The organism is Chryseobacterium sp. ON_d1, assembly GCF_006829085.1.
GTDB lineage: Bacteria > Bacteroidota > Bacteroidia > Flavobacteriales > Weeksellaceae > Chryseobacterium.
In genome coordinates this window covers 190,429-203,155 of record NZ_BJTC01000010.1, presented here as the reverse complement: position 1 = coordinate 203,155, position 12,727 = coordinate 190,429, and the positions used below count along the sequence as shown (strand labels likewise).

General features: G+C 37.8%; 11 protein-coding genes. 9 read left to right on the top strand and 2 right to left on the bottom strand.

Annotated features, from left to right (window positions below):
* The first annotated feature begins 16 nt into the window (after window positions 1-16).
* From CRS_RS16790 to CRS_RS16765, 6 genes are all read left to right on the top strand, one after another.
* Window positions 17-1,483 carry a DUF5687 family protein gene (locus tag CRS_RS16790; RefSeq protein ID WP_142725169.1) on the top strand — a complete coding sequence of 489 codons (1,467 nt, stop codon included), beginning with the start codon at window positions 17-19 and terminating at the stop codon, window positions 1,481-1,483.
* Between the two features lie 3 nt (window positions 1,484-1,486).
* Complete coding sequence (locus tag CRS_RS16785) at window positions 1,487-2,203, top strand: ABC transporter ATP-binding protein (RefSeq protein WP_142725168.1); 717 nt, start codon at window positions 1,487-1,489, stop codon at window positions 2,201-2,203.
* An 18-nt stretch (window positions 2,204-2,221) separates the two neighbouring features.
* On the top strand, window positions 2,222-3,160 hold the full coding sequence (locus CRS_RS16780) for a Dyp-type peroxidase (protein WP_142725167.1): 939 nt from the start codon (window positions 2,222-2,224) through the stop codon (window positions 3,158-3,160).
* A 358-nt stretch (window positions 3,161-3,518) separates the two neighbouring features.
* Window positions 3,519-4,079 carry an RNA polymerase sigma factor gene (locus CRS_RS16775; RefSeq protein WP_142725166.1) on the top strand — a complete coding sequence of 187 codons (561 nt, stop codon included), beginning with the start codon at window positions 3,519-3,521 and terminating at the stop codon, window positions 4,077-4,079.
* Window positions 4,066-4,674, top strand: a complete 609-nt coding sequence (locus CRS_RS16770; protein WP_142725165.1) for a hypothetical protein — start codon at window positions 4,066-4,068, stop codon at window positions 4,672-4,674. Before CRS_RS16775 ends, CRS_RS16770 begins: the two co-directional genes overlap by 14 nt.
* A gap of 29 nt (window positions 4,675-4,703) precedes the next feature.
* Window positions 4,704-5,744 carry a porin family protein gene (locus CRS_RS16765; protein WP_142725164.1) on the top strand — a complete coding sequence of 347 codons (1,041 nt, stop codon included), beginning with the start codon at window positions 4,704-4,706 and terminating at the stop codon, window positions 5,742-5,744.
* A 74-nt stretch (window positions 5,745-5,818) separates the two neighbouring features.
* Here CRS_RS16765 and fumC read toward each other — a convergent pair whose 3' ends face one another.
* Entirely contained in the window at window positions 5,819-7,213 is a 1,395-nt protein-coding gene (fumC, locus tag CRS_RS16760; RefSeq protein WP_142725163.1) for a class II fumarate hydratase, read from the bottom strand.
* 224 nt (window positions 7,214-7,437) lie between these two features.
* On the opposite strand from fumC, the gene CRS_RS16755 reads away from it, so the two are divergent.
* Together CRS_RS16755 and CRS_RS16750 are read left to right on the top strand one after the other, a co-directional pair.
* The gene (locus CRS_RS16755) at window positions 7,438-9,045 is read left to right on the top strand and encodes a fumarate hydratase (RefSeq protein ID WP_142725162.1); all 1,608 of its coding nucleotides are present in this window, start codon (window positions 7,438-7,440) and stop codon (window positions 9,043-9,045) included.
* 93 nt (window positions 9,046-9,138) lie between these two features.
* Entirely contained in the window at window positions 9,139-9,423 is a 285-nt protein-coding gene (locus CRS_RS16750; protein WP_172617096.1) for a hypothetical protein, read from the top strand.
* 92 nt (window positions 9,424-9,515) lie between these two features.
* On the opposite strand, the gene CRS_RS16745 is transcribed toward CRS_RS16750, so the two are convergent.
* Window positions 9,516-10,388: a helix-turn-helix domain-containing protein gene (locus tag CRS_RS16745; RefSeq protein ID WP_142725161.1), complete on the bottom strand. Its 873-nt coding sequence runs from the start codon at window positions 10,386-10,388 to the stop codon at window positions 9,516-9,518.
* A gap of 152 nt (window positions 10,389-10,540) precedes the next feature.
* Between CRS_RS16745 and CRS_RS16740 the strand changes: the two genes are divergently transcribed.
* Window positions 10,541-12,619 carry a T9SS type A sorting domain-containing protein gene (locus CRS_RS16740; RefSeq protein ID WP_142725160.1) on the top strand — a complete coding sequence of 693 codons (2,079 nt, stop codon included), beginning with the start codon at window positions 10,541-10,543 and terminating at the stop codon, window positions 12,617-12,619.
* The last annotated feature ends 108 nt before the right edge of the window (window positions 12,620-12,727 follow it).

Sequence of the window (12,727 nt, the reverse complement as noted above, 5' to 3'; positions counted from 1 at the left end):
GTAAAAAAACTAACATATGTTTCTAAAGTTCCTTAGGCTTGAAATCAAAAGCTTTTTTCGTGGTACATCTTTAGGGATTAATCTGACCATGAAAATTCTCCGTTTCATAGGAATTCTTTACTTTATTGGATGTCTTATAGGCGGAGCGTTTATTGCCTTTTTCTATGTGCAGGAAGAGATGCACCAAAACCCTTTGAAGATAGTATCAAAATTCATGATTGTTGGCTGGATTATAGATCTGGTAATTAAATATCTCTGGCAGGAAGTCCCCACACAGAATATTAAACCGTTTCTTACCATGAATATCAGAAAGAATACACTGGTCAATTATATGCTGGCTAAAACCTTCCTTTCCGCGTTCAGCTGGCTGACTTCCTTATTCTTTATCACATTTTCACTGATTGCGTTATTCAATGGATATGAGATTGTAGGAATACTGGTATGGCTTATTGGAGTGATTGCATTACTCTATCTGAACAATTTTATCAATATTTTCTTCAACGGGAAAGAGACATTAGCCATTATCATAGGAGTTTGCTTTGTGATCATCGGAAGTCTGGGATATTATAAAATCATTCCGGTTCTGGCTTACTCAGAATCTGTTTTCTTCAGCTTCTATGAAAAACCTTACTTTGCACTGATCCCTGTTGTTCTGTTTGTTTTGTTGTGGTGGATTTGTTTCCGTTATCTTCGTCAGGAATTTTATCTGGATCAGGGGCTTGAAGCTAAGAAAGCAGTGGGAAAAACAGAGAACATTGCTTTCCTGAATAAGTATGGCGTTATCGGAACATTTATCAATAATGATGTTAAAATGCTGAGACGTAATAAAGTGACCAAAGGTATTTTGCTGGGCAGCTTTATGTTTCTGTTCTATGGATTGCTGATGTTTACTTCTTCGCTGTATAAAACTCCGGCAATGATGATGTTTATGGGCCTATTTGTAACGGGAGGCTTCCAGTTTCTTTTTGGGCAAAGAGTTCCTGCTTTTGACAGTTCATATTATCCTTTGATGATGACGCTGAATGTTCCCTATAAAGAATATTTAAAGGCAAAATGGTGGCTGATGAATATTGTGACAGGAGTTTCAATAATTGCAGCGCTTTGCTATGCATACTTTGGCTGGGAGGTATATATTACATTTTTTGCGGCAGGATTATACAATATTGGAGTGAATTCTCAATTTACCTTATGGTCCGGAGCTTTCAACAAAACCCAGATTGATCTGAATTCTAAAGAGAAAAGACTGGGGCAGAAAGGAAGTTTTAATATGGTGGCTATACTCTTATTGATTCCAAAAATGCTTCTTCCCATGGGTGTATTTGCATTAGCAAAGTATTTCACAGGAATTACAGGAGGAGTGATAAGCATTGCCTTTATTGGAGTTATCGGATTTTTTATGAGAGAAAAGATTTTCGATATCATCGTAAAACATTATAAAAAAGAAAAATACAGCACACTTGATGCATTTAAAAATAAAGCTTAAGTCATGATCAACATACAAAATTTATCCAAAACATACGGAACAGCAGCTGTTCTTAATATCGAACATCTTGAAATTCCAAATGGAGAGACATTTGGCCTTGTGGGAAATAACGGAGCCGGGAAAACAACGCTTTTCAGTCTGATGCTGGATTTGATTCAGGCTACTACAGGATTTGTAAGTATCGATGGAATCAAAGTCAATGAATCTGAAGCCTGGAAAAATAAAGTTTCAGCCTTTGTAGACGATACCTTTCTTATTGGTTACCTTACACCCGAAGAGTACTTTTACTTTATCGGAGAGCTGAGAGGTCAGAATAAAGCTTCTGTAGATGAGTTCCTGAAGCCTTTTCATGATTTTTTCAACGGCGAGATCCTTAAATCCGGGAAATACATTCGTGATCTTTCAAAAGGAAATCAGAAAAAAGTGGGAATTGTGGGGGCGATTATTGGAAATCCCGAGATTATTATTCTTGACGAGCCTTTTGCGAACCTTGATCCATCTACACAGATTAAACTTAAAAATCTGATTAAGGAATTATCAAAACAGGATGGCGTTACATTCCTGATATCCAGCCATGATCTTTCGCACACAACAGAAGTCTGTAACAGAATTGTTGTCGTGAACAAAGGTCTTCTGGTAAAAGATATCCAGACCAATCCCGAGACCCTGAAAGATCTGGAGCAATATTTTGCAGATCAGGTTGCAATTTCGGATATTTAATACCACAAAAAAAGAGGTATGAATACGATTGAATCACAAAACGTCACAGATTATCCTAACAGCAATACCATTTTTATGGTCTGGAAACTTCGTGAGGATCCAAAGCTTAAAGATGTATTTCAGCAGTTATGTGCATTGGTACTTAACCTTAATAATTCGGTTTTTAACAGGTTTCCGGACAGCAGGGCAAGCTGTGTAATGGGAATTGGTGCTGAAGCATGGAAGAAACTGCAGCTTCCAACCCCTCCGCCGAAGGAATTGGTTGACTTTGAAGAGATAAAAGGTATAAAGCATACTGCTGTTTCTACTCCCGGAGACCTTCACTTTCATTTACGGGCAGATAACAAAAGTCTGATTTTTGATATGGCTGTTGAAATATCCAAATTGCTGGGTTCTGTTGCAGAAAGCATTCTGGAGATTCACGGATTCAAATACTGGGATGCCCGCTCTATTCTTGGTTTTGTAGACGGAACGGAAAATCCGCATGGAGATGACCGTGATTATTTTGCAAAAATCGGAAATGAAGACCTTCAGTATAAAGGAGGGAGTTATCTTTTCGTTCAGAAATATCTTCATAATATGGATGCATGGAAAAGCCTTTCAACAGAAGATCAGGAAAAAGTAATCGGAAGATCTAAAGAAAATGATATTGAAATGTCTGATGATGTGAAACCGGCAAATTCTCATATTGCTTTGGCCAACATCGAAGGTGAAAATGGAGAGGAATTGAAAATCGTCAGAGATAATATGCCTTTCGGAAGTCCCTCTACCAATGATTTTGGAACCTATTTTATTTCCTATGCAAGCACATTTACGACAACCAGAAAGATGCTGACCAATATGTTTATAGGTGATCCACCGGGAAATTATGACAGAATTTTAGATTTCAGCACAGCGGTTACCGGAACGCTTTTCTTTGTTCCTACCAGAAACATGCTTGATGAATTCTCAGGATAAAGTGCAAAGCTGTCTAATTCAGACAGCTTTTTTAATAAAGTGGGCAGGTGAACTTTTTTGTTACAATCAATAAGGCAGAATCGTTAAAACGCAGAGAAGATGTATTTTACTTCTGTGCATTTTGAGGAAGCAAAGAAATTTCCGCCAAAGACGGCAATTAAGCATACGCTTCAGGGCAGATTTCATCTGGTAAACTTTACCTGTGTTAAAATTATACACCTTGAAAATGAATTTTTTGCGTTATTTATCATTCGAATTAAACTATTCTGAAAAGTTTTAAAATTTATAAATAAAATTTTTTATCAAAATTGTAACCTTTTTTTGTTTTCATTGTCTTTAGTATAGAAACAGTATAAGCATGAAACTTTTGTTCGGAAATAAAAAGAATGATTTGTTAAGCCTCCTGAAAAAACAGGATCCGGCTGCACAGAAGATTTTCTATGAACAGAATGTAAGGAAATTTCTGAGTGTAAGCAAAAGCTATGTAAGCGATTTGTATCAGGCGGAGGATTGTCTTATTAAAGCATTCTGTAAGATTTTTAAGCATATAGAAAGCTTCAGGGGAGAATCAAATCTGGAAAGCTGGGCAAGAAGAATTGTTGTCAATGAATGCCTGAATTTTATCAAAAGCCATAAAACGGTATTTTATCTGGATGAGATCAATCAATCGTTTCATGAAGACATTCAGGAATCCGAGGTTGATTGTGATTTTAATGCGCAGGAACTTTTGGATCAGCTTCCTGATGCCTACAGAATGGTTTTTAACCTGTATGTGCTGGAAGGATATTCTCATCAGGAAATTGCTGAGACTTTGCAGATTTCAGTTGCTGTCAGCAAAACACAGCTGTTCAGAGCAAAAGAAAAATTAAGAAAGATCTACTTTCAACAACAAAAAAAAGTGAAAAATGAAAACGTTTAAAGATCATATTGAATTTCAGATTAAAAAACAGATTGAGGAGAGAGAAATTGCTCCTTCAAGAGATCTGTGGTCTGAAATTGAGTTTCATCATAACAGTAATGATTGCTCCAAATCAAAGGTAAACTGGCTTTTAGTGGCAGCATGCTTAATGTTGACATTAAGCTTGGGAGCTGTTCTGTTTTTTCTTAATCAGCCTTCAGAAATTCAGCCTGTCGTTGCAGAGAAAACAGAAAAAAATACTATAGAAGAAATCAAAAAAGATCCGGTTCAGCATAATGTTCCACTGGTGGTAGAGAATAATAAAAAGGAGGTAAAGAAAACTCTTGCGCCAGATAAAGGAGAAGTGATTTCTCCAGTGGCAATAGGACATGATAATCTCATTCCCAAAGAAACTGTTCCTTTAAAGAAACTTGATATTACCCAGATTTCTAATCCTAAACTCATGGCAAAAGCCGATTCTTTAAAAACTCCGGTTAAAAAGAAGAAATATGTAGACCCATCCACGCTTCTTTTTTCAGTAGAACATAAAGATGTCATTGAAAAAACCAAGGATGGGAGTAATGTGGCTACTACTATTGATCTGAATGCCAGATAATTTATCCGAAAAAATAAAAAATTAATAATATGATCAAGAAATTAATCGTAATGGGATTGCTATGCTCTATTTCGGCATCGTTCCATGCACAAAAGAAACTGAATATTAATCTGTCTTCTAAAAAAGATACTGAGGTAAGCCCGATTGTTAAAGAAAAAGTGGAAGAATATGCCGCTAAAATCAATGCGATTATTCAGGAAGAAAAAAAACTGATGGAAGAAGAGCTTAAGGTTTTACAGGCCAGAAATCTGGATAAAGCTGAATTTGACAGAGAAAAGGCCCAGATAGCAGACCGTTATTCCGGGAAAATGGATAAAAGAATTGAAGAACTGGGATTTGATCTGGATGATGTGATTCAGAAGCAGGTAAGGTATTCCCTTTTGAACACTGATGTGACTTCGCAGGAAGAACTCAAGGAAAAGCTGTTAAAAAAATTCCGCCCAAGCAGGAGCTTTACAGGATATTTCTCTTACGGAATTATGACATTGACAAACAGTTCTCAGGATAACGAACTGGATAAAAATATCGGATATGCCAATAATCTGGAGTTTGGTCTGAAACTGAATTATCAGCTCAGCAGAACAAGTCCATGGGCAATTACTTCAGGATTGGGATTTTCATGGAGAACAGTCAGAACAGATAATAATATGTATTTTGCAAAAAATACAGATCAGGGAGTTGCTTTGGCCCACGCTAATGAAAACCTGGATAAAAGCAAGCTGAGAACAGGATATATTATGGTCCCTCTTGGAATACAGTATAATTTCTCCAAGCTTAAAAATGCAGGAATGGATATTCAGTACCGTAGTTATTATACGGGATTTAAAATAGGGGCAAATGTGTATGGCGGCGTAAAAATGTCTACCAACAATATTGTAAAAGATAATGATGGGGAAAGAAGAGACCGGGGAAACTATCAGGTAAATCCTTTTGTATACGGAGCACAGTTTACTGTTTCCTATAACAGCTTCAGCCTGTTTGTAAAGAAAGATTTCAGCAACTTCTTTAAAGATGGTTATTTTAATAATGATAAAGCGCTGATATTCGGCTTAGCCATCGGATTAGATTAAATACACTTTGATTGCAAAACGCAAAACTCCGGGAAAGGATCCCGGAGTTTTGCATTGTATCAGTTATAAAATCATTATTTTAAACTTCCAACCATATCTTCAGGTTTTACCCATTCGTCAAACTGTTCAGCGGTTAATAATCCAAGATTGACGGCTTCTTCTTTTAATGTAGTACCATTTTTATGGGCTGTTTTGGCAATTTTTGCAGCATTTTCATATCCGATATGGGTATTTAAAGCTGTCACAAGCATTAGAGATTTGTCTACAAGCTCTTTAATTCTCTCATAATTCGGTTCAATACCTACAGCACAGTGCTCATTGAAAGAAAGACATGCATCAGCAATCAATTGGGCAGACTGTAAGAAATTGTACGCCATCACCGGTTTGAAAACATTCAGTTCATAATTCCCCTGAGTTCCGGCAAAAGAAATGGTAGTATCATTTCCTAAAACCTGAGCACAAACCATGGTCATTGCTTCGTTCTGAGTAGGGTTTACTTTTCCAGGCATAATGGATGAACCCGGTTCATTCTCAGGAATGTGAATCTCTCCGATTCCTGAACGCGGTCCAGAAGCCATTAGCCTGATATCCTGAGCGATTTTAAATAGAGACACAGCCAGCTGCTTTAATGCACCGTGGCTTTCCACAATGGCATCGTGAGCAGCAAGCGCTTCAAATTTATTTTCAGCCGTAATAAAAGGATGCTTTGTGAATTGAGCAATATATTCGGCCACCTTTACATCATATCCGTTAGGTGTATTTAAGCCGGTTCCTACCGCTGTTCCTCCCAATGCCAGCTCAGAAAGATGAGGTAATGTATTCTTTAAAGCTCTCAATCCGAATTCCAGCTGAGCTACATATCCGGAGAATTCCTGTCCAAGTGTAAGCGGTGTAGCATCCATCAGGTGAGTCCTTCCGATTTTGACAATATCTTTGAAAGCTTTCGATTTTTCTGCCAGCGTATTCTTTAATTTTTCCACTGCAGGAATGGTTGCTTCCACTACTTTTGTATAAGCAGCGATGTGCATGGCTGTAGGATAGGTATCATTGGAAGACTGGGATTTGTTGACATCATCATTCGGATGAATTTCAGACTTCTCACCCAATGTCCCTCCGTTATTTACATGAGCCCTGTTCGAAATGACTTCATTGACGTTCATATTCGACTGTGTTCCGGAGCCTGTCTGCCAGATCACCAATGGGAACTGGTCATTCAGTTTTCCTTCCAGTATCTCATCACACACTTTGGCGATCATATCTCTTTTCTCAGCAGGAAGTACTCCCAGATCGGTATTGGCATAAGCTGCTGCTTTTTTCAAATAAGCAAAAGCTTCAATGATTTCATGCGGCATTGAGCTTTCAGGTCCTATTTTAAAATTGTTTCTGGAACGTTCTGTCTGTGCACCCCAGAATTTATCTGCAGGTACCTGCACTTCTCCCATGGTGTCTTTTTCTATTCTGTAATTCATAGTGGTTGAAATTTGTATGATCTTTATTTTTAAGTCAAAAAAATGTTGACATTATTCATGTTTAATGAAATAAATAATGTTTTTGCTTTGTTTATTTAGCTTCTATAAAGGTACTTATAAACTCAGAAACCTACAATTTATAATCATTATAAATATCAATTTAAGTGACTGATTTTACTCATATTTTTTTTAAGGAGGCGTATTTTTGTACAAACAAAAATTGAATGGATTTTAGATATCAGGATCCGTATCCTATTCAGAAAGATGATACGGTGTACAAGAAGCTTACATCAGACTATGTAAAGGTTGAAAAACTGGGTGACAGAGAAATTTTAACAGTAGATCCTAAAGGATTGGAATTACTGGCAGAAGAAGCAATGGCAGATGTTTCTTTCATGCTTCGTTCTTCTCACCTGGAAAGCCTTAGAAGAATCATTGATGATCCTGAAGCTACCGATAATGACAGATTCGTTGCGTACAACCTTTTGCAGAATGCTGCAGTAGCTGTTGAGGGAGCTCTTCCTTCGTGCCAGGATACCGGTACTGCTATTGTAATGGGAAAAAAAGGAGAAAATGTATATACAGGAGTAGATGATGGTGAATACCTGAGTAAAGGGATTTTCAATACCTATCAGAAAAGAAATTTAAGATATTCTCAGGTTGTTCCTTTGACGATGTTTGATGAGAAGAATTCAGGATCTAACCTTCCTGCACAGATTGATATCTATGCTAAAAAAGGAGATTATTACGAATTTTTATTCTTAACAAAAGGAGGAGGTTCTGCCAACAAAACATTCCTATATCAAAAAACGAAATCTTTATTGAACGAAAAATCTCTTGAGGAATTCATCAAAGATAAGATTTCAGATCTGGGAACAGCTGCCTGCCCGCCTTATCACTTAGCGTTGGTAATCGGAGGTACTTCAGCAGAAGCCAACCTTGCGGCTGTTAAAAAAGCATCAGCAAAATATTACGATAATCTTCCGACAGAAGGAAATGAGGCCGGACAGGCATTCAGAGATCTTGAATGGGAAGCTAAAGTTCAGAAAATCTGCCAGGAAAGTGCCATCGGAGCTCAGTTCGGAGGAAAATATCTAACGCATGACGTAAGAGTGATCAGACTTCCGAGACACGCTGCATCCTGCCCTGTAGGAATGGGAGTTTCCTGTTCTGCAGACAGAAATATCAAAGGTAAAATTACAAAAGATGGAATCTTCCTTGAGCAGCTGGAGCAGGACCCGAAAAGATTCTTACCAGAGACGCCTCCACATCTGGAAGAAGCAGTGGAGATCAATCTGAATAAACCAATGCCGGAAATTCTTGCTGAACTTTCTAAGTATCCGATCAAAACAAGATTAAAACTGAACGGGACACTGATCGTAGCAAGAGATATCGCTCACGCAAAAATCAAAGAAATTATCGACAGCGGGAAACCAATGCCTGAATATTTTAAAAACCACCCGATCTATTATGCAGGACCTGCAAAAACTCCGGAAGGAATGGCTTCCGGAAGTTTCGGACCTACTACTGCGGGAAGAATGGATGTTTATGTAGATGAATTCCAGAGCCATGGCGGAAGTATGATCATGCTGGCAAAAGGAAACAGAAGTAAAGATGTTACCAATGCCTGCAACAAATACGGAGGTTTCTACCTTGGATCTATCGGAGGACCGGCTGCTATTCTTGCTAAAGACAATATCGTATCAGTAGATGTGGTTGACTTCCCTGAATTAGGGATGGAAGCAGTAAGAAAAATCGAAGTAAAAGACTTCCCAGCATTCATCATTACCGATGATAAAGGCAACGATTTCTTCGCAGATCTTGCCCATTAATTAGTTTAAAATTAAAATAAATAACAAAATAGAACGCTGATCTTTTGTGTAAAAAGGAAAAAAGTTCTATTTTTGCCTAAAATCTTTAAGAGAATGATAACGATTTTATCAGCATTTTGGCCGTTCTACCAGTTCCTATGGACTATTTTCTTCATTACTATGTTCTTAGTAGGGTTCTGGTGTATTTTTATGTTCTTCGGATTAGTAATCCCAATGTGGCTAACTGAAGGTTTGAAAGAGTATTTCGGAAAAGTAAAGCCTTTTGATCCTGAAGACATCAGAAGAAAGCTTATTACTGAGCAGGAAGGGGTAGAGGTGATCTATAACGAGCCTAAAGGAAACGGACCTTTCATTCACGATCACGGACATCATCATTAATTGATTGTCATTGCTTTTTCACCTGAATTCTGAAAAAGTAATATCAAAGCAAAACAACATATATAAACCGCTTAATTTTTTAAGCGGTTTTCTTATTTATTATTCCTCAGACGTTCAGGAGATATGCCAAACTTCTTTTTGAATGCCCTTGTAAAATTCTGCAGATATTCGTAACCGCATTCTATTGCGATTTCTTTGATCATTATTTCTTTATTGGTGATTAACTTTTTAGCTTTCAGCATCCTGAGTTCTGAGATATAATGAGCGATTGTTGTATGGTATCGGGCTTTGAATTCTTTTCTGATAATGTTTTGATTCATCCCAATATATTTTCCAATCTCTTCCGCTTTTATATTCCTGTGATAATTCTCATCAATGAATTTTCTGATCATTTCAGGAGTCTGTGGAACGGATTCCAATATATTTTTCTCATTGAACTGCTCAAATACCAAAATAAGAAGCTTGATGATTTTGGCTTCAATCAATAATTTCTGCATGATTCCCCGCTTGGTATTGCTCACAATTTCCATTACAATCATATGCATTTCAACCGTCATTTCAGGGGGCGTGTTTTTATGAAGGAATAGAAAACGATTGAGGACCATATTTTCAAGAATTTCAGCATTCTCACGATTAAGTTCCGGATTGATCAGGTTAGAAATATACTGATAACTCATCTGAATCTGAAGATATTTCAGGATTTCTATTTTTTCTGTCCAAAGTTCAGCCGTGCTTTCCTTTGGAGAATAATGCAAGATGTACTGGTTTTTTCTGAATAAAAACTTCGTTCCGCAATCAGGAGCCTCTAAACTGATATCATCACTCAGCAGGAAAATAAGATTAAAGCTTGATTTTCCCTCCAGTATATGAGATCTTAAAGATTGGTCAGGACACAGGTCTTCCTGCATAATGATTTTGATGTCTTCGGAGCTGAACAGCAGTCCACTTTTAAATGGTTTTTTCATACAGCATATTTTACAGCTATGATACAACTACTTAATGTAAAATCCCCTGTAGGATAATCAAAAGTTCGAAAATGATAACCTGGGATTAATAATCTGAGGTACTTTTGCGCAAAATTAAATTAAATTTAGAATAATTAAAAATAATATTTTGTATGTTTAGAGATTTACATTTTGCAATACAAAAAATCAGTAAGGGATTAGCGCTGCTCACCATCGCAGGAGGCTCTCTGTGTGCTCAGCAATGGGAGAATGTAGGAGGTGTTCAGAATGTATCTGCTGGGGGAAGTGGTTATAATAATCTTGTTATTGATAACTCGGGGAATTACTATCTGTCTTATTATGATGTTTCTGTAGCCAAGGGTTCTGTTCAGAAATTTAACGGAAGTTCCTGGTCTTATTTGGGTGGAACTGCCGGAGTAACTACTGGAATAGCCACTTACAATTCATTATCTGTAAGCCCGAACGGAAACAGTATTTATTATACCAATCAGCTGAGTTATCCTGGGTCCGGAATGGAAGTACGTCTGTTTACAGGATCTTTATGGTCTCAGCTTCCTAACGCTACAGATAGTGCTGTGAACTACCAGGCTTCTGCAGTATCTTCAGATAATATTATATTTACTTATGGATCTTATGGTTCCGGAACAGTAAAACGATATTTTGGAGGTGCCTGGGAGCAGGTTGGAAATTCAGGATTTTCAGGAGGTGCTGAATTTGCTGAAATGGTTATCGGAACCAATAACATGATCTATACATGTAATGTTTCCGGAGGTTTAAAGGTTTATCAGAACAGTACAGATGCAGGCCCATTACAAGATTGGAGTCTGGTAGGAGGAGGAGCTGTAGATGCTGCTTCATCAGGTGAGCAGTACAATGCTGATATCGCTTTGGACGGAACCAATACGATTTATGTAGCTTATGTTTCAAATTCAGGAGAAGGAAAAAAACTGAATGTTAAAAAATTTGACGGGAACTCCTGGATCCAGGTTGGAAATGCTAACTTTTCAGATGGGAAAGTTCAGCACATTGCTCTGGCGGTAACCGGATCTGGAACACCATATGTGGTAGCCAGCCGTTTTGAAAATGATAATTTCCTTAGAAATACCGTTTATAAGTTAGACGATTCACAAAACTGGATTCCTTTTGGGGGAGACTTTGTTTCAGATGGTGAAGCAAAATACAACGATCTGGCCATAGATAAGTCACAAAATTACCTGGTTCTGGCGTATTCCGATGATACAACAAAAGTTAAAAGAATTTCTCTGAACCTAAATCCACAAACATGCAGCAATACAGACCCCGGAAATAATACAGGTGATATAGGCTGTGTAAGTTTTATGTATCGCGGCCAGCAGGTTGCTTATACCACCGTAAGAGGAGCAGATGGAAAAATATGGCTTCAGCAGAACCTGGGAAGTACACAGGTTGCTTCATCAGCAGCTGATGCCAATTCATATGGAGATCTCTTCCAGTGGGGAAGATGGGATGATGGCCACCAGCTGAGAAACTCTCAGGTAGTACAGGCTCCATCACCGAATACTCCTGAAGGGACAGGCGCTACAGGAGGGGGGTATATTGCGGGCTCTCCGGCTTGGTGGGCTGGTTTTGCAAGCGGAGATACATGGACTGGTGTCTCTGTTGCTGATGTTAATGCATCGGTCGGAGCAGATCCTTGTAAAGCAATAGGTGCAGATTGGAAAATGCCCTCTCAGGCAGACTGGTCAGCTTTAGTAGGGGCTGAAGGTATCTCCAATCCGGCAACTGCTTATAACAGTAGTCTTAAATTACCGGCAGGTGGATATAGAAGCTCAGGTAATGGTGACTTTACTTTTGTAGGACAAAGAGGATATTTCTGGAGCTCTGATACGTCAAGCTTAGGAGGAAAATATCTGTATATCGGATCAACAATTGCGAATCCGTCGGCTGGTGCCATGAGAGGACAGGGATCATCAGTAAGATGCATCAAACCTACATCTTCTTTGAGCACATCAGAAATTAAACTTAAAAATGATGTGGTGGGAATCTATCCTAACCCTACAAAAGGAATTCTTATGGTTAAATCTGATTCAGGGATTGACAAAGTAAATATTATCAATGCGGTAGGACAAAGAATGAATGTGCAATTTTCGGACAATCAGATCAACATGACTGAATTTGCTTCAGGATTATACATCGTAGAATTAAAATTAAAGAACGGACAGATCGTTTCTAAAAAGATTATAAAAGATTAATCCAATTGAATGGTAAGATATTCGCCCTATAAAAAATAGTTCATTACAATTACTTTTATTGGAAGGCTCATGAAAATTTCATGAGTCTTTTTTATTTATTTTCTTCTG

What these genes read in the sequence shown, in the direction of transcription:
- CRS_RS16790 (WP_142725169.1), top strand. Translation starts at nt 17, where the DNA reads ATGTTTCTAAAGTTCCTTAGGCTTGAAATCAAAAGCTTTTTTCGTGGT.
- CRS_RS16785 (WP_142725168.1), top strand. Translation starts at nt 1,487, where the DNA reads ATGATCAACATACAAAATTTATCCAAAACATACGGAACAGCAGCTGTT.
- CRS_RS16780 (WP_142725167.1), top strand. Translation starts at nt 2,222, where the DNA reads ATGAATACGATTGAATCACAAAACGTCACAGATTATCCTAACAGCAAT.
- CRS_RS16775 (WP_142725166.1), top strand. Translation starts at nt 3,519, where the DNA reads ATGAAACTTTTGTTCGGAAATAAAAAGAATGATTTGTTAAGCCTCCTG.
- CRS_RS16770 (WP_142725165.1), top strand. Translation starts at nt 4,066, where the DNA reads ATGAAAACGTTTAAAGATCATATTGAATTTCAGATTAAAAAACAGATT.
- CRS_RS16765 (WP_142725164.1), top strand. Translation starts at nt 4,704, where the DNA reads ATGATCAAGAAATTAATCGTAATGGGATTGCTATGCTCTATTTCGGCA.
- fumC (WP_142725163.1), bottom strand. Translation starts at nt 7,213, where the DNA reads ATGAATTACAGAATAGAAAAAGACACCATGGGAGAAGTGCAGGTACCT.
- CRS_RS16755 (WP_142725162.1), top strand. Translation starts at nt 7,438, where the DNA reads ATGGATTTTAGATATCAGGATCCGTATCCTATTCAGAAAGATGATACG.
- CRS_RS16750 (WP_172617096.1), top strand. Translation starts at nt 9,139, where the DNA reads ATGATAACGATTTTATCAGCATTTTGGCCGTTCTACCAGTTCCTATGG.
- CRS_RS16745 (WP_142725161.1), bottom strand. Translation starts at nt 10,388, where the DNA reads ATGAAAAAACCATTTAAAAGTGGACTGCTGTTCAGCTCCGAAGACATC.
- CRS_RS16740 (WP_142725160.1), top strand. Translation starts at nt 10,541, where the DNA reads ATGTTTAGAGATTTACATTTTGCAATACAAAAAATCAGTAAGGGATTA.